Consider the following 16,799-nt stretch of genomic DNA (forward strand, 5'->3'; position numbering starts at 1 on the left):
GGCCGCGCTCGACCAGGCGGGCGTGCCGTCGTCGGCGGCGACGGTGGCGCGGCCGTCGCTGGACGACGTCTACCTGCGCTATGCCGGACGCCGGTTCGCGCAGGCCGACGGCGCGCAGGCCGACGGCGCGCAGGCCGACGGCGGCCGGGACGCGGCGCCCGAGCCGGCGGCGCAGGGAGGCGCGCGATGAGCGGTCTCCTCACCGGCACCTGGTGGATGACGCAGCGCCGCCTGGCGGCGCTCGCCCGCAACCCGGCCGTCCTGGTCATGACGCTCGTCCAGCCGATGATCTGGCTCTTCCTGTTCGGCGGGCTGTTCAAGCGGGTCGTCGAGCTGCCCGGCTTCGGCGCGCCGTCCTACCTCGACTACCTCGTCCCCGGCGTCGTGGTCATGAACGCGGTGTCGCTGAACTCGTTCGCCGGGATGGCCACGATGGACGAGATCGAGCGCGGGACGCTGAACCGGTTCCTGGTGACGCCGGTGCGGCGCAGCGCGATCGCGAACGCGGGGGTGGTCGAGCAGGCGCTCACCACGGCGTTCCAGTCCGTCGTGATCATCGCGCTGGGCTGGGCGGCGGGCGCGCGCTACCCCGGCGGCGTCGGCGGGCTCGGCGTGCTGGTCGCCGCGTCGGTGCTGGTCGGCGTCGTGCTCGCGGCGCTGTCGAACACGCTCGCCCTGCTGCTGCGCGACCGCAACACCATCATCGGCCTGAACGTGATGCTGCTGCTCCCGCTGACGTTCCTGTCGTCGGCGTTCATGGCGAAGGACCTGATGCCGGCCTGGATCCGGCACGTGGCGGCGTTCAACCCGGTGAGCTGGGCGCTGGACGCCGGACGCGCCGCGATGGCCGACGACCCGGACTGGGGGTCGGCGGCCCTGCACAGTGGATGGTTGCTGGTCCTGACCGTCCTCGCCGTCGCGCTCGCGATCTTCTCTTTCCGCAGCTACCAGAAGTCGCAGTGACCCGGCGCGTGTCCAGGAATCAGCGCGTGTCGAGGAAGCGGTCGAGGACGCGGGTGCCGAACGCCAGGCCGTCCACCGGGACCCGCTCGTCCACACCGTGGAACATGCCGAAGTAGTCCAGCTCCGGCCCGAGCAGCAGCGGCGCGAACCCGAAGCTCGTGATCCCGATCCGGTTGAACGACTTGGCGTCGGTGCCGCCCGCCATCACGTACGGGACGGGCCGGGCGAGCGGGTCCTCGGCGCGCAGCGACCCGGCGAGCGCGGCGAACGTCGCGCCCGCCGGGTCCGCCGCGGGGGCCTCCTCGTGGTTGATGAACTCCCGCATGACCTTGGGGCCGAGCAGCCGGTCGATGGTGGCGAGGAACTCCTCGCCGGTGCCGGGCAGGTAGCGGCCGTCCACCTGCGCGGTCGCGACGCCCGGCACCACGTTCACCTTGTAACCGGCCTCCAGGCGCGTCGGGTTCGCCGAGTTGCGGATCGTCCCGGCGAACAGGTGCCCGGTCCGCCCGAGCCGCACCGCCTCCTCGTCGAGACGGTCGTGGTCGATGGTGGTGCCGAGGGCGTCGGCCAGGCCGTCCAGCAGTGCCCGCACGCCGGGCGTGAGCCGCACCGGCCACTCGTGGGACGCGATCCGCGACACCGCGTGCGCGATCTCCGCGACGGCGTTGTCGGGCGCGGGCTTGGAGCCGTGCCCGGCGGTGCCGCGCGCCGTCAGCCGCATCCAGGCGGTGCCGCGCTCGCCGGTGGCGATCGGGTAGACGCGGGCGCCGCCGGCGTCCACGCTGAACCCGCCCGACTCGCTGATCGCCTCGGTGCAGCCCGTGAAGTACTCGCGGTGCTCGCGTGCCACGTACCGGGAGCCGTACTCGCCGGTGCACTCCTCGTCGGCGAGGAAGGCCAGCACCAGGTCGCCCCGCGTGCGCCGGCCCGCGCGCAGCCGCGCCCGGACGGTCGCGAGCGTCATCGCGAGGCTGCCCTTCATGTCGACGGCGCCGCGCCCCCACACGCATCCGTCGCGCACCTCGCCGGAGAACGGCGGGACGGTCCAGTCCGCCGCGTCGGCGGGGACCACGTCGAGGTGCCCGTGGATCAGGAACGCCGGGTGCGACGGGTCGGTGCCGGGGATCCGGGCGAGCACGCTGGCGCGCCCCTGCGCCGACTCGACGATCTCCGCCGCGACGCCCGCTTCGTCCAGCAGGGCGGCGACGTGCTCGGCGGCGGGCCGCTCCGGCCGCGCCACGCCCTCGCCCTGGTTGGTGGTGTCGAAGCGGATGAGGTCGGCGCAGATCGCCGCCGCCTCCGCACCCGCGTCCCCGCCGCCGGTATCGCTCCCGTTCCGGGGCGTCCCCATCCCGGGTGTCCCCGCCGTCCCCGCCGCCTGCCGAGTCACCCCTGGGGCCCCCTTTCGCAAGAAAGTTTACTTTTCCCCTGCCGCTGACCTGTGTCAACGGTTGATCAACAAGTCTCGATCCGGTTTCGACTCGGTCAGCGCCATACCGAAAGCGCCGCACCGGTACGACGCTGCCACCAACCTGAAGTGCGGCGGGCGGTCCGGGCCCGGCGCACGAGGGGACAGCACGAGGAGGAGCATGACCAGCCTCAGGGACGCGGGTCCGCGCAGGGGCGGGCGCGGGAAGGTCGCGGCGCTCGCCGCGGTGGCGCTGGCGGCCTCGCTCGGCCTGTCGGCCTGCGGAGGGGGCGGAGGCAAGAGCGACGGGGTGTTCACCGCCGGCCACTCCGAGCCCGACCACCTGGTGCCGGCCAACACCACGAGCAGCTACTCCTTCGACGTGCTCAGCGGCCTGTTCGACAACCTGGAGGGCCTCACCAAGGACGGCAAGCCCTACAACCTGGCGGCCGAGTCCATCACCACGAGCGACCAGAAGGTGTGGACGATCAAGGTCCGCGGCGGCCAGAAGTTCCACAACGGCGAGCCCGTCACCGCGGAGAGCTTCGCCGACGCCTGGAACAACGGCGCCTACGGGCCCAACGCCTACTCCGCCAACGACTACTTCTCGCACATCCAGGGGTACGACGCGATGAACCCCGAGGACGAGAAGGCCAAGCCGAAGGCCGACAAGCTCTCCGGCCTCCAGGTCGTGGACCCCTCGACCCTCAAGGTGACGCTCACCGCGCCGTTCAACCAGTTCCCGCTGCTGCTGACCTACCCGGCGTTCGCGCCGATGCCGAAGGCCGGGCTGCAGGACCTCAAGACCTTCGAGAACCATCCCATCGGCAACGGCCCGTACATGATGAGCGGGAACTGGGAACGCAACAGGCAGATCAAACTCGTCCCGTTCCCCGGTTACACCGGGCCGCGCAAGCCGAAGAACAAGGGCGTGATCTGGAAGAGCTACTCCAGCGCCGACAGCGCCTACACCGACCTGCGCGCCGGGAAGATCGACGTGCTGCAGACGATCCCGGCCGCGAAGGTGCCCGAGGCCAAGCGGCTGCTCGGCGACCGGTTCCTGCCCCGCAAGATGGGCACGATGGACTACCTCGGCTTCCCGCTGTGGGACAAGCGGTTCGCGAACCCGGACCTGCGCAAGGCCATCTCGATGGTCATCGACCGGCAGGGCGTCAACAAAGCCGTCTACAACGGCGACTACTTCCCGGCCGACTCGCTGCTGCCGTCCATCATCGAGGGGCACCGCGCGAACGCGTGCGGCGAGCTGTGCACCTACGACCCGGCGAAGGCCAAGGCGCTGTACGACAAGGCCGGCGGGTTCAAGGGGACGATGGAGCTGTACTTCTCCAACGCGCAGCCCACCTACTACCAGTGGATGCAGATCGTCGCGAACTCGCTGAAGCAGAACCTCGGCATCCAGGACATCCAGTTCCGGCAGGTCCCCGCCTCCGACTACTTCTCGATGCTGAACAAGCGCGAGGAGAAGGGCCCGTACCGGCAGAACTGGGAGGCCGACTACCCGAGCGCCCAGAACTACCTCGAGAACATGTGGGCCTCGTACGCCAACCGGATGGGCTGGAAGAGCAAGGAGTTCGACGACCTCATCGCCAAGGCCAACGCCTCCGCCGACCACCAGCAGGCGCTGCAGTTCTACAACCAGGCCGAGGACGTCGCCATCCGCGAGATGCCGATGATCCCGCTGTGGACGTGGGCGGGCCAGGGCGGCCGCTCCAGCCATGTGGACGACGTCACCATCACGGCGTGGTCCACCGGCCTGGTCGTCAACGAAGTGACGGTGAAGTAACCGGCGATGTGGCGCTACGTCCTGCGGCGGCTCCTCCAGGCGATCCCCGTCTTCATCGGGACCACCCTGCTCATCTACGCGATGGTGTTCGCGTTGCCGGGCGACCCGATCCAGGCGCTCGCCGGGGACAAGCCCATTCCTGCGAACGTCCTGGACACGCTGCGGGAGCGCTACAACCTGAACGATCCGCTGCTGGTGCAGTACGGCAAGTACATGTGGGGTCTCGTCCACGGGAACCTGGGGGAGAACTACGACGGCCAGAAGGTCGCGGACATGCTCGGCGGGCGCTGGACGGTGACGGCGCAGCTCGCGCTCACCGCCTGGATCTTCGAGCTGGTCATCGGCATCGCGCTCGGGGTGTGGGCGGGGCTGCGCCGCGGCAAGGTCGCCGACACGCTGGTGCTCGGGGGCACCACGCTGCTGATCGCCGTGCCGGTGTTCGTGCTCGGCTACACCGCGCAGATCCTTTTCGGGCTGCACTGGCAGATCTTCCCGACGGCCGGGACCGACGAGGGCTGGCCGATGAGCTACCTGCTGCCCGGCATGGTGCTCGGCTCGCTCGGCCTGTCGTACGTGGCCCGGCTGACCAGGACGAGCCTCGCCGAGAACCTGCGCGCCGACTACGTCCGCACCGCCAACGCCAAGGGCCTGTCGCGGGCGCGGGTCGTCGGGCGGCACGCGCTGCGCAACTCGCTGATCCCGGTCGTCACCTACCTCGGCGTCGACTTCGGGAACCTGATGGGCGGCGCGATCGTGACCGAGGGCATCTTCAACCTGCCGGGGATCGGGCAGCAGGTGTTCCAGTCCATCCAGCTGAAGGAGGGGCCGGTGGTGGTCGGCGCGGTCACCGTGCTGGTGCTGATCTTCCTGCTGGTCAACCTGGTCGTGGACCTGCTGTACGGGCTGCTGGACCCGCGGATCAGGTACGAGTGACGCGAGCAGTGACGAGCGACCCGGAGGGGCATTGAAGACGATCGACCCGGGCGCGGGCGACCCCGGCCCGCCCGGCGCGGAACCGGAGCCGGCCGGTGTCGGCGCGGGCGCGGGCGCGCCGGGCACCTCCGCGGCGGCCGTCGCGGTCGCCGGCGGGGAGCTCGGCCGGGCGTCGCTGTGGGACGACGCGTGGCGCGACCTGCGGCGCCGCTGGGTGTTCTGGGCCTCGTCGGCGTTCCTGCTGCTCGTCGCGCTGATGGCGGCGGTGCCGCGGCTGTTCACGGGCACGGGCGTGAACGAGGGCTGCGACCCGAACGACGCCAAGCTCGGCCCGTCCGGCGCGCACTGGTTCGGCACCGACCTGGCCGGCTGCGACTACTACGCGCACGTGGTGCACGGCGCCCGCCCGACGCTGCTGATCGGCGTCGCGGTCACCCTGTTCGCGTTCGCGATCGCGCTGGTGTTCGGGATGCTGGCCGGCTACTACGGCGGGCTCCTGGACGCGCTGATCGCGCGGCTGACCGACGTGTTCTTCGGGCTGCCGTTCGTGCTCGGCGCGACCGTGATCCTGGTCGCCTTCCCCAGCCACGGCGTCGGCGCGATGACGCTGGTGCTGGTGCTGCTCGGCTGGACCACGATGATCCGGATCATGCGGGCGCAGGTCATCGCCGTCCGGGACGCCGACTACGTGCAGGCCGCGCGGCTGCTCGGCGCGTCCGACCGCCGGATCATGGCCCGGCACATCCTGCCGAACGCGATCGCGCCGGTGATCGTGGTCGCCACCCTCAACGTCGGCAACGTGATCGCCGGCGAGGCGACGCTGGACTTCCTCGGCGTCGGCCTGCAGTACCCGAAGGTGTCGTGGGGGCTGCAGCTGAACCTGGCGCAGGACTCCTTCGTCGACCACCCGCATCTGCTGATCTTTCCGGCGGTGTTCCTGTCGGCCACCGTGCTGAGCTTCCTGATGCTCGGCGACGCGGCCCGCGACGCCCTCGACCCGAAACTGCGGTGAGCCCGGAGATGGTGACGCGCGCATGACGACCGAGCTGACCGAAGACGTCCCGCAGGAACCGGCCGTGCCGCCGCCGCTGCTGGAGGTCGACGACCTGCACGTGGTGTTCCGCGTGCGGGGACGCGACGTCCGCGCGGTGAACGGGCTGTCCTACACGCTCGGGGAGGGGGAGACGGTCGCGATCCTCGGCGAGTCCGGGTCGGGCAAGAGCGTCGCGGCGCAGGCCGTGATGGGCATCCTCGACACCCCGCCCGCGCAGATCACCGGCGGGTCGGTGCGGCTGCGCGGCGAGGAGCTGCTCGGCCTGTCCGAGCGGCGCCGCCGCGGCTACCGCGGCGACCGCATCTCGATGATCTTCCAGGACGCGCTGACCGCGCTGAACCCGGTGTTCACCGTCGGCGACCAGATCCGCGAGATGTACCGGGTGCACCGCGGGTTCGGCCGGCGGGCGGCCCGCGACAAGGCGGTCGAGCTGATGGAGCGGGTGCGGATCCCGTCCGCCGCGCAGCGGCTCGGCGACTACCCGCACCAGTTCTCCGGCGGCATGCGCCAGCGCATCATGATCGCCATGGCGCTGGCGCTGGAGCCGGACGTGCTGATCGCCGACGAGCCGACCACCGCGCTGGACGTCACCGTGCAGGCGCAGATCATGCGGCTGCTCGCCGGGCTCCAGGACGAACTGCGGATGGGCATGGTGCTGATCACCCACGACCTCGGGGTCGTCGCGGGCGTCGCGGACCGGATCGTCGTCATGTACGCCGGGTCGGTCGCCGAGCAGGCGCCCGCCCGGGAGCTGTACGCCCGGCCCGCCCACCCGTACACGCGCGGGCTGCTCGCGTCCGTCCCGCGCTTGGACCGGCGCGGGGACGCGCTCGTCCCGATCAAGGGGACGCCGCCGAACCCCGCCGCGCTGCCGCCGGGCTGCCCGTTCCAGCCGCGCTGCCCGCGCGCCGAGGCGCTCTGCGCCGCCGAACGTCCGCCGCTGGTCACCGTCGCGCCCGGGCACGAGGCCGCCTGCCATTTCGCCGAGGAGGTGCACGGTGCCGCCATCGACTGACGGGCCGGGAGAGGACCCGATCCTGCGGGTCGAGGGCCTGGTCAAGCACTACCCCGTCACCCGCGGCGTGGTGGTCAGGCGCGCGGTCGGGCACGTCCGGGCCGTCGACGGCGTGGACCTGGAGCTGCGCCGCGGCGAGACCCTCGGCGTCGTCGGCGAGTCCGGCTGCGGGAAGTCGACGCTGGCCAAGCTGCTGCTGGCGGCCGAGCGCCCGACCGCCGGGACCGTCCGGTTCGAGGGCCGGGACGTCTTCGCGCTGCCGCGCAAGGAGCTGCGGGCGCTGCGCCGCCGCATCCAGATGGTGCTGCAGGACCCGTACTCCTCGCTGAACCCGCGGATGACCGTCGGCGACATCGTGGGGGAGCCGTTCGCCATCCATCCGGAGGTGGCGCCGAAGGGGGAGCGGCGCGCCCGCGTCCAGGAGCTGCTGGAGCTGGTCGGCCTCGACCCCGACCACGTCAGCCGGTACCCGCACCAGTTCTCCGGGGGCCAGCGCCAGCGCGTCGGGATCGCCCGCGCCCTCGCGCTGCGCCCCGACGTCATCGTCTGCGACGAGCCGGTGTCCGCACTGGACGTCTCCGTCCAGGCGCAGGTCATGAACCTGCTCGCCGACCTGCAGCGGGAGCTCGGCCTGGCGTACGTGTTCATCGCGCACGACCTCGCCGCCGTCCGGCACATCTCCGACCGGATCGCGGTCATGTACCTCGGCCGGGTCGTGGAGACCGGTGAGGCGACGCAGATCTACGAGCACCCCACCCACCCGTACACGCAGGCGCTGCTGTCGGCCGTCCCGGTGCCCGACCCGGACGCGCCGGGCTGGGCGGGGCAGATCCATTTGGAGGGCGAGCCGCCGTCGCCGCTGGACCCGCCGTCCGGTTGCCGGTTCCGCACCCGCTGCTGGAAGGCGCAGGACGTCTGTGCGCAGGACGTCCCGGCGCTGGAGGAGCGCGAGGGCTCCGCCCATCCCAGCGCCTGCCATTTCGCGGAGGAGCAGGCGCTCACCGAGCAGGCCTGACGCCGATCGGCCCCGCACGGGAGGGTTCCGTAGGGTGGGGGCATGGCGCGCAAGGGCAGGCACGGTCCGCGGCCGGACACCTTCACGATCGCGGGCGGCGAGGCCGAGCTGCTGCGCGACGCCGACCGCGACGGCGGCTGGATGCTGCTCGTCGGCGGCGTCCCGCAGTCCTACGTGGACCTGTCCGACCCCACCTACCTCGACTTCGAGTACATGCGCCTGATGGGCGACGTCGTCGACGCGCTCGGCCCGGAGAACGAGGCGTTCGACGCGGTGCACATCGGCGGCGCCGGATGCACCCTGCCCCGCTACATCGCCGCGACCCGGCCGGGATCGCGGCAGATCGTCCTGGAACCGGACGCGGAACTGGTGCGGGTGGTGCGCGAGCGGCTGCCCGTCAAGGGCGTGCCGGGCCTGCGGATCCGGATCACCGACGGGCGAAGCGGCGTCGCCGCGCTCGCCGACGAGTCCGACGACCTGGTCGTGATGGACGCCTTCGCCGAGGCGTCGATGCCGGTGGAGCTGGCGACCCGCGAGTTCGTGCTGGACGCGGCGCGGGTGCTGCGGCCCCGCGGGGTGTACCTGGCGAACGTCGCCGACGGGTTCCGGCTGCCGTTCGCGCGCCGCGTCGCCGCCACCGTCCGGTCGGTGTTCCCGCACGCGCTGCTGATGGGCGATCCGGGCGTGCTGCGCGGGCGCCGGTTCGGCAACCTCATCCTCGCCGGGTCGCGCGAGCCGCTGCCGGTCGCCGAGCTGACCCGGCGCGCGGCCGGCGGGATCGCCCGGGCGCGGATGGTGGCGGGCGACGACCTCGCCGCGTTCTGCGCCGGCGCGGCGCCGCTGCACGACGGCGAGGAGATCGTCACGCCGACGCCGCCGCCGCAGGTCTTCGGGAGGTCCTGAATGGAGACGGGGATCGGGTCCGCGGAACCCGAGGCCATGGACGCGGACGGGCTCGCGGCGTTCGAGGAGCTGCGGCCCCGGCTGACGGGCCTGGCGTACCGGATGCTCGGCGAGGTGCAGGAGGCCGAGGACGCGGTGCAGGACGCCTACCTGCGCTGGAACGGCACGGACCGGACGGCCGTCGAGGAGCCCCGCGCCTGGCTGATCAAGGTCGTCACCAACCTGTGCCTGAACCGGCTCGCCTCGGCGCGGGCCCGCCGCGAGACCTACACGGGCCCGTGGCTGCCCGAGCCGGTGCCCGGCGGCGCCGGCGGGCTCGGCGCGCGGGTGCTCGGGCCGCTGGAGACCGCCGAGCAGCGCGACTCGGTGTCCCTGGCGCTGCTCATGCTGATGGAGTCGCTCACTCCGGCCGAGCGCGCGGTCTATGTGCTGCGCGAGGCGTTCGGCTACAAGCACCGGGACATCGCCGGGGTGCTGGACGTGACCGAGACCGCGAGCCGCCAGCTGCACCGCCGCGCCCGGCAGCGCGTCGCGTCCGCCGAACGGCGGTTCGCGCCGCCGGGAGAGCGGTGGCGGCACCTGGTCGAACGGTTCCTGGACGCGGCCGTCCGCGGCGACCTGGCCGGGCTGGAAGCGGTCCTGGCCGAGGACGTCGTCTCCTGGTCGGACGGCGGCGGCAAGGTCACCGCGGCCCGCAACGCGGTCACCGGGCGGGTCCGGATGGCGCGGTACATCGCCGGCCTCGCCCGCCGCGCCCTGGAACTGCCGGCGGTGTCGGTCGAGCCGTCGGTCGAGGACGTCAACGGCGCGCCGGGGCTGGTCGTCCGGATGGACGGCGAGGTCACCATGGTCGTCGCGCTGGAGGCGTCCGGGGACCGCATCACCGCCGTGCACGCCGTGCTGAATCCGGACAAGCTCGCATTCGCCGCCCGCGCGCTGTCACGCTCTGGGAGACTGCCCGGTCCCTCTTAGTGGACGAAGGAGGAGTCAATGATCATCGTGACCGGGGCGAGCGGGACGCTCGGCGCACCCCTGACCCGCGGCCTCGCCGCCGCCGAAGGCGCCCGGGTGCGCGCGCTGAGCCGGCGTTCCAGGACCGGCGAGGACGGCGTGACCTGGCATCGGGCGGATCTCAAGACCGGCGACGGGCTCGACGCGGCCCTCGCCGGCGCCGAGACGATCGTGCACTGCGCCAGCGACTGGCGGCACTACAAGGACGACCTGACCGCCGCCCGGAACCTCGTCGACGCCGCCTGGAAGCAGGGGGCGCCGCACCTGGTCTACATCTCGATCGTCGGCGTCGACAAGATCCCGTACCCCTATTACCGCGTCAAGCACCAGGTGGAGCGGCTCATCGAGGATTCCGGGCTGCCCTACACGATCCTGCGGACCACCCAGTTCCACACGCTCCCCGCGATGGTGCTGGACGCTCTCACGAAAGTCCCCGGAATCATGCCGCTGCCGACCGGGCTGCGGGTGCAGCCGATCGACGCGGGCGAGGTCGCCGAGCGGATGGCCGAGCTGGCGCTCGCGCCGGGGCCCGCCCGCCGCGTCGACGACATGGGCGGCCCCGAGGTGCTGACGCTGGAGGAGATCGCCCGGAGCTACCTCCAGGCGCGGGGGAGGCGCGGCGTGCGGCTGCCGTTCCCGCTGTTCGGCAAGACCGCGCGCGGCTTCAAGGAAGGCCACCACCTCGCCCCAGGCCACAAGGCCGGCAAGCGGACCTGGCAGGAGTACCTGGACGAATACCGGTCGGCCGGCTGACCGGCGGCGCGCGGAGCGGACCGCGCGGATACGGGCCCGACGGGCCCCTATCCGCGCGCCCGCATCCGCGCCCGGCCCGCGGAGTCCATTCGCCGATATCGGGGTCCGCCCGCGAGAACGCCATTGCGGACCGATCTCCCGTGCCGTATCGGCCTCATCGGGGGCCGTCATGTCCCATAATCGAGCGATGGAGTCGTCCACCCGAATTCTCATTCTCGGCACGGATTCCTCGGGGAGAATACTCCAGTCCGAGCGGAACGCCGCCGCCGTTCTGTCCGCGGATCCGGGCGGACTCCTGGGCGCCTGCCTCGACGAGGTGATCCCCGGCGCGCTCGAACCGCTGCTGGAGGCGGTGAAGCACGGGCGGGAGCGCACCGCGATGCTCGCCGTCGAGACCTCCACCGGCGGCACGCTCGACGCAGTCGTCACCGTGCACCCGATGAACGGCGGCGAGCCCGGCGGCCTCGCCGCGCTGGCGGTGATCCGGGTCCCGGTGCCGCTCGCCGACCGGTTCGTCGACCCCGCCGTCATCCGCCGGGCACTGCTGGACGACGGGTTACCCCGCATCGGCTCGACCCTCGACCTGGAACTTCTGGCGCGCGGGCTGATGGACGTCCTCGTGCCGCACTTCTGCAATTCCGGCGCGCTGATGCTGCTGGAGAGCCACCTGGACGCCGACGAGGCGCCCGCGGGCCCGGAGGGGCCGCCGCTGCGCCGGATGGCGATCGGGTTCGACGACGGCGACCCCGCCTGGGACGCGGCCTTCCCGACCGGCGAGTCCGTCGTCTACCCGGCGGGCACCCCGTACGCGCGGTGCCTGGAGACCGGCGGACCGGAGCTCACCGCGCTCGGCGGGGAGGGCGCGGCGCGGCTCGCCGAGGTCTGGCACCGCCCGCCGGTCGCCGACCTGCTCAAGGGCTCCTCGATGCTGCTGCTGCCGATCATCTCGGCGGCGGGCGTGCTCGGCTTCTTCGTCTGCGTCCGCAACGCCGCGCACCGCCCGTTCGACCGCTACGACATCGAGATCGGCATGGAGTTCGCCGGCCGCGCGTCGGTGTTCGTGGAGAGCGCCCGGCAGTACTCGCTGGAGCGGGCGACCGCGCTGACCCTGCAGCGCAGCCTGCTGCCGACCGGGCTGTCGGCGCCGTCCCCGATCGAGGTGCACCACCGCTACCTGCCGGGCAGCCGGCTCATCGAGGTCGGCGGCGACTGGTACGAGTCGATCGCGCTGCCGGGCGCGCGGGTCGCGCTCGTCGTCGGCGACGTCGCCGGGCACGGGGTGAAGGCGGCGGTGACGATGGGGCGGCTGCGCACCGCGATCCACACCCTGGCCGAGCTGGAGCTGCCGCCCGCCGAGGCGCTGGAGCGGCTCGACTCGCTGATGCGGACCCTCGGCGACCGCGAACCGCACTTCGCCACCTGCGCCTACGTCGTGTACGACGCGGTCAGCGGCCGGTGCGAGGTCGCCAGCGCCGGGCACCTGCCGCCGCTGCTGGCCCCGCCAGGCGTGGAGTCGCACTACCTGGCGGTGCCGCCCGCGCCGCCGCTCGGCGTCGGCGGCGACGGCCCGATCGTCAGCCGCGAGTTCATCGTCGAGGACGGCACGCTGCTGTTCCTGTACACCGACGGGCTGGTGGAGAACCGGGCCCGCGACATCGACGACGGCCTGGCCCGGCTGCAGCGCACCTTCGGCCCCGGCGCGGCGGCCCGGCCGCTCGGGGAGCTGTGCCAGGACGCGCTCGACGGCGTCTACGACGACCAGCACCGCGACGACATCGCGATGCTGGTGGCGCGGCTGTGCCGGATCCCCGAGGACCACCACGCCACCTGGGAGCTGCCCGCCGAGCCGGCCGCCGTGCGGCGGGCGCGGGGCCTGGTCCGCGACCGGCTCGCCCGCTGGGGGCTGGAGGAGCTCACCGACTCCACCGTCCTGCTGGCCTCCGAGCTGGTCACCAACGCGATCGGCCACGCCGGCGGGCGCGTCGGGCTGCGGCTGGTCCGCGAGGGCGGGCTGGTGTGCGAGGTGTTCGACTCCTCCGACGGCCGGCCCCGCGTCCGCCATCAGGACGACGAGGACGACATGCCGGAGTCGGGCCGGGGACTGCACGTCGTCGGGCGGCTCGCCCAGCGCTGGGGGGTGCGCCGCACCACCGAGGGCAAGTCCGTGTGGTGCGAGCAGGAACTGCCCTGACCGCTACCGCAGGACCGAGATGTGCACGTGGTCGTAGTGGTTCTGGGTGATGCTGCCGCGGTCGGCCATCGGGCGCCATCCGCCGCCCCGCACGTTCCAGATGTGCTGCTTCCAGATCACGTAGGAGATGCCGAGGCGCCGCGCGTTCGCGACCGCGTACGCCGCGACCTCGTCGCCGTGCCGCTGCGCGGCGGCGCTCGGCATGCGGCCTGCGGCGTTCTCCATGAAGTCGCAGGCCCGCCCGTCGCCGTGGTCCTGCGGGTCGCCGGTGGAGCGGTAGCAGCCGATGGTGGGGAACGGCCCGAACATCCCGTTGATCTCCAGTAGCGCCGCGCGCATCGTCGGCGTCATCAGGTTGCCGGTGATGGGAGTGCGGGCGGGCAGCGTCCCGTCCGGGCGCCCGGTGAACCGGGGCGCGCTCTTGGGCTTGGCGGCCCTGGCGGGGGAGGACACGGCGTTCAGCGTCGCGATCTTCGTCCCGCGCGGCAGGATCCGCTTCAGCCGCTTGCCCAGCGTGCGGACGTCGGTCTTGGGGGCGCTGAGCAGCAGCGCGTTCCCCTCGGGCAGGCCGAGGGCGCGGGCCTGCGCGTGCGAGACGACCGCGTCGACGCTGCCGATGCCCATCGAGGCGTAAGCGCCGACCCGTACCTGGCCGGGATGCGCGCTGCTGCCCGCCTGGACGACCGTGCCGAGCGGGAACGCGCCGTCCTGCCCCAGCGTGAACGACAGCGCGAGACCGCCGGACGCCACCGTCCGCCACAGCTGGTCGGATTCGGCGGTCGCCTCCGGCGCGAACGCCCGGAACGACGACGGGTCCACACCGAGCAGCCCGACGCGGTGCCCGCCGACCTGTGCGCGGGCGGCGTCGACGACCGTGACCCCGGTGACGCCCTTCAGCCGCCGGGCGCGCTCGACCGCCGACGTCGGCAGCGGCGTCGACCCGGCGATCAGCAGGTGCGGCGTGTAACGGCGGGTCAGCGGGGCGACCGCCGGGACGGGCGGCGCACCCGCCCGGGCGACCGACACCAGGTCGCCGCGCGGACGCCCGGGGCCGCCGCCGTCGGCGCGGCCCGTCATGATCACCCACGCGTCGGCGGCGAGGGTCAGCGCCACCGCCGCCGCGACGGCCGCGGGCAGCGTCCTGCCTCGCCTGCGCAGTGTCCCGTCCCGCCCGCGCATCGAGCCGCCCCCGTCCCTTCGGTCCCCTGCGCCGCATCGTAGAGGACCGGGCGCGCGCGGCCCCGCCCGGGCGGGACCGCCGCGGCGGCGCTGCTGCCCGGGCGGGCGCGGTCAGTGCTGGACGGGCTGGGTGCCGAGCAGGTCGTCGTAGTCGGCCGGGAGCTGCGCGATCACATGCTCGAACAGACCCGGTTCGACGGACGCCTTCACGCCGGCCACCACCGCGCGGGCGTGCTGGCGCGCCTGCGCCGGCCGCGTGCCCTCGGCGTCGGCCACGCGCTGGTAGAACTCCTCCATCCCGAACCGCTGCCCGCCGCCCTGGCCGGGCAGCGACGCGGCGAGCTCGGGCGGCAGCTGGGCGGCGAGGTCGCGGCTCTGGCCGCCGGCCAGCCGCTCCCCGAGGACCGCCAGCGTGGCGTCGATGGCGCGTTCGGCGTGGTCGGGAGTGTCGATGCGCCCGGTCTCGCGGACGGCCGACACCAGTTCGTGCTCCTTCATGATCCCCCCGAAGGTCGGCTCAGACGGTCACGGCCACGCCCGTCGGAGTACCCGCCCCCGAATCAGACATTCATCGCAAATCCGTGGTCACGGCGGTGATCTCAGGCCGGTGCGGCGTCCTCCGCCAGCCGGCCGTCCGCCAGCCGCAGCCGGCGTTTCACCCCGACGTCGGCGAGGAACCGCTCGTCATGGCTGACCACCACGAACGCGCCCCGGTAGGCGTTGAGCGCGGCGACGAGCCAGGCGACGCCGGTCAGGTCGAGGTTGTTCGTCGGCTCGTCCAGGAGCAGCAGCTGGGGCGCAGGTTCGGCGTACAGCACGCACGCGAGGGTCGCACGCAGCCGCTCGCCGCCGGACAGCACGCCCACCGGCAGATGGGCGCGGTCGCCGCGGAACAGGAACCGGGCGAGCAGGTTCATCCGCTCGGCTTCCGGCATGTCCGGCGCGAACGCGGCGAGGTTCTGCGCCACGGTGCGGCCGGCGTCCAGCAGGTCGAGCCGCTGCGACAGGTAGGCGACGCGGCCGTCGGCCCGGCGCGTGCGCCCGTCGCCCTCCGGGACGAGGTCGCCGTTGATCAGGCGGAGCAGGGTCGACTTGCCGGCGCCGTTCGCGCCGGTCAGCGCGATGCGCTCGGGACCGCGGATCTCCAGGCTCACGCCGGGCCCGGCGAACACGTTCCGGTCGCCGTGGCGGATCCGCATCCGCTCGCCGAGGAAGACCGTCCGCCCGGCGGGCACGGCGGTGCCGGGCAGCTCCAGACTGAGCGTCTGCTCGTCGCGCAGCGCGCGTTCGGCCTCCTGGAGCCGGGTGCGGGCGTCGCCGAGGCGCGCCGCGTGCGTCCCGTCGGCCCGCCCGGCCGACTCCTGGGCGCGCCGCTTGCGCGCACCGGCGAGGATCTTGGGCAGCCCCGCGTCCTTGACGTTGCGGGCGGCGTTGCTCTGCCGGCGCGCCGCCCGCTCCCGGGCCTGCTGCATCTCCCGCTTCTCCCGTTTCACCTCCTGCTCGGCGCTGCGGACGTCCTTCTCCGCGGCCTCCTGCTCGACCCGCAGGGCCTCCTCGTAGGCGGTGAAGTTCCCGCCGTACAGGCGCATCTCACCGCGGTCGAGTTCGGCGATGCGGTCCATCCGGTCGAGGAGGGCGCGGTCGTGGCTCACGACCAGCAGGCAGCCGTTCCAGTCCTCCAGGACGCCGTACAGCCGATGCCGCGCGTCGATGTCGAGGTTGTTGGTCGGCTCGTCCAGCAGGAGCACGTCCGGCCGCTTCAGCAACTGCGCGGCGAGGCCGAGCGAGACGACCTGGCCGCCGCTGAGGGTGTCCAGGCGGCGGTCCAGGCCGACGTCGCCGAGGCCGAGCCGGTCGAGCTGGGCGCGGGTGCGCTCCTCGACGTCCCAGTCGTCGCCGATGACGGCGAAGTGCTCCTCGGCGGCGTCGCCGGACTCGATGGCGTCCAGCGCCCGGATCACCGGGGCGACGCCGAGGACGTCCGCCACGGTCAGGTCGCCGGCGAGCGGGAGCGTCTGCGGCAGGTGGCCGAGCACGCCCTCGACCGAGACGGTGCCGGCGGACGGCCGGTGCTCACCGGCGATCAGTCCGAGCAGCGTGCTCTTGCCCGCGCCGTTGGGCGCGACCAGGCCGGTGCGGCCGCCGCCGAGGGTGAAGGACAGGTCCTGGAAGACCGGGACGTCGCCGGGCCAGGAGAAGGACAGGCCGGAGCAGATGATGCAAGCGTCGGACACGTGGACGACCTCATGGGGAAGGAGCGGGCGCGCTGGAGCCGCCCGGCAGGGGCAGGGAAGGGTCAGACGACGGCGCGGCCACGGCGGCGGCGCTCGTCCGCGCGCACCGGTGGCCGACCATGTCCGGGATCACCCGGAGATGTCGTCTTCACCTGCCACTTCTGGTCTCCCTCTGCGAGATCACTCGTCCGTCACACTTTATCAGCGCCCCGCGCGGGCGGCGCCCAGCTGCCCGAGCAGCACCGCGGCGGCGTCCTCCGCGAGGGCGCCGGGCAGGTCGGAGCCCGTCCTGCGGGCGGCCGCGGCCCGCAGCCGCACACCGGCCGCCGCGCTCGC

At 73.3% G+C, this 16,799-nt stretch carries 14 protein-coding genes and 1 pseudogene; 11 read left to right on the plus strand and 4 right to left on the minus strand.

All coding sequences use genetic code 11. The annotated features are described in order from the left end of the window. Positions 1–190 (plus strand): annotated as a pseudogene (locus ABD296_RS45315) (hypothetical protein); the annotation flags it as partial. Beyond that, the gene (locus ABD296_RS45320; protein WP_344283252.1) at positions 187–963 is read left to right on the plus strand and encodes an ABC transporter permease; all 777 of its coding nucleotides are present in this window, start codon (positions 187–189) and stop codon (positions 961–963) included. The pseudogene ABD296_RS45315 and the gene ABD296_RS45320, both read left to right, overlap by 4 nt. 19 nt (positions 964–982) lie before the next feature. On the opposite strand, the gene ABD296_RS45325 is transcribed toward ABD296_RS45320, so the two are convergent. Further along, a complete protein-coding gene (locus ABD296_RS45325) occupies positions 983–2,314 on the minus strand; it encodes a M20/M25/M40 family metallo-hydrolase (protein ID WP_344283254.1) in 1,332 nt (443 codons plus the stop codon). Between the two features lie 238 nt (positions 2,315–2,552). Between ABD296_RS45325 and ABD296_RS45330 the strand changes: the two genes are divergently transcribed. The 9 genes from ABD296_RS45330 (at position 2,553) to ABD296_RS45370 (ending at position 13,050) form a co-directional block, all read left to right on the plus strand. Then, positions 2,553–4,175 (plus strand): peptide ABC transporter substrate-binding protein, encoded by a 1,623-nt coding sequence (locus ABD296_RS45330; protein WP_344283257.1) that lies wholly within the window; start codon positions 2,553–2,555, stop codon positions 4,173–4,175. A 6-nt stretch (positions 4,176–4,181) separates the two neighbouring features. Then, positions 4,182–5,108: an ABC transporter permease gene (locus ABD296_RS45335; protein WP_344283260.1), complete on the plus strand. Its 927-nt coding sequence runs from the start codon at positions 4,182–4,184 to the stop codon at positions 5,106–5,108. Between the two features lie 31 nt (positions 5,109–5,139). Continuing rightward, complete coding sequence (locus tag ABD296_RS45340; protein ID WP_344283263.1) at positions 5,140–6,120, plus strand: ABC transporter permease; 981 nt, start codon at positions 5,140–5,142, stop codon at positions 6,118–6,120. A 22-nt stretch (positions 6,121–6,142) separates the two neighbouring features. Continuing rightward, positions 6,143–7,177, plus strand: coding sequence for an ABC transporter ATP-binding protein (locus ABD296_RS45345; protein ID WP_344283266.1), 1,035 nt, complete (start codon positions 6,143–6,145; stop codon positions 7,175–7,177). Continuing rightward, positions 7,161–8,192, plus strand: coding sequence for an ABC transporter ATP-binding protein (locus ABD296_RS45350; protein WP_344283269.1), 1,032 nt, complete (start codon positions 7,161–7,163; stop codon positions 8,190–8,192). The genes ABD296_RS45345 and ABD296_RS45350 overlap by 17 nt, the downstream gene beginning before the upstream one ends. Positions 8,193–8,234: 42 nt before the next feature. Next, entirely contained in the window at positions 8,235–9,095 is an 861-nt protein-coding gene (locus tag ABD296_RS45355; RefSeq protein WP_344283271.1) for a spermidine synthase, read from the plus strand. Then, positions 9,096–10,067, plus strand: coding sequence for an RNA polymerase sigma-70 factor (locus ABD296_RS45360; protein ID WP_344283274.1), 972 nt, complete (start codon positions 9,096–9,098; stop codon positions 10,065–10,067). Positions 10,068–10,085: 18 nt separating this feature from the next. Next, positions 10,086–10,859: an SDR family oxidoreductase gene (locus ABD296_RS45365; RefSeq protein ID WP_344283277.1), complete on the plus strand. Its 774-nt coding sequence runs from the start codon at positions 10,086–10,088 to the stop codon at positions 10,857–10,859. 187 nt (positions 10,860–11,046) lie between these two features. Beyond that, positions 11,047–13,050, plus strand: coding sequence for an ATP-binding SpoIIE family protein phosphatase (locus ABD296_RS45370; RefSeq protein ID WP_344283280.1), 2,004 nt, complete (start codon positions 11,047–11,049; stop codon positions 13,048–13,050). A 3-nt stretch (positions 13,051–13,053) separates the two neighbouring features. Here ABD296_RS45370 and ABD296_RS45375 read toward each other — a convergent pair whose 3' ends face one another. The 3 genes from ABD296_RS45375 to ABD296_RS45385 form a co-directional block, all read right to left on the minus strand. Continuing rightward, a complete protein-coding gene (locus tag ABD296_RS45375; RefSeq protein ID WP_344283283.1) occupies positions 13,054–14,229 on the minus strand; it encodes a hypothetical protein in 1,176 nt (391 codons plus the stop codon). Between the two features lie 111 nt (positions 14,230–14,340). Next, positions 14,341–14,727: a DUF2267 domain-containing protein gene (locus ABD296_RS45380; RefSeq protein ID WP_344283286.1), complete on the minus strand. Its 387-nt coding sequence runs from the start codon at positions 14,725–14,727 to the stop codon at positions 14,341–14,343. 101 nt (positions 14,728–14,828) lie between these two features. Continuing rightward, positions 14,829–16,463, minus strand: coding sequence for an ABC-F family ATP-binding cassette domain-containing protein (locus ABD296_RS45385; protein ID WP_344283289.1), 1,635 nt, complete (start codon positions 16,461–16,463; stop codon positions 14,829–14,831). Positions 16,464–16,799: the final 336 nt, after the last annotated feature.

This window comes from Actinomadura napierensis (assembly GCF_039529375.1).
GTDB classification, from domain to species: domain Bacteria; phylum Actinomycetota; class Actinomycetes; order Streptosporangiales; family Streptosporangiaceae; genus Spirillospora; species Spirillospora napierensis.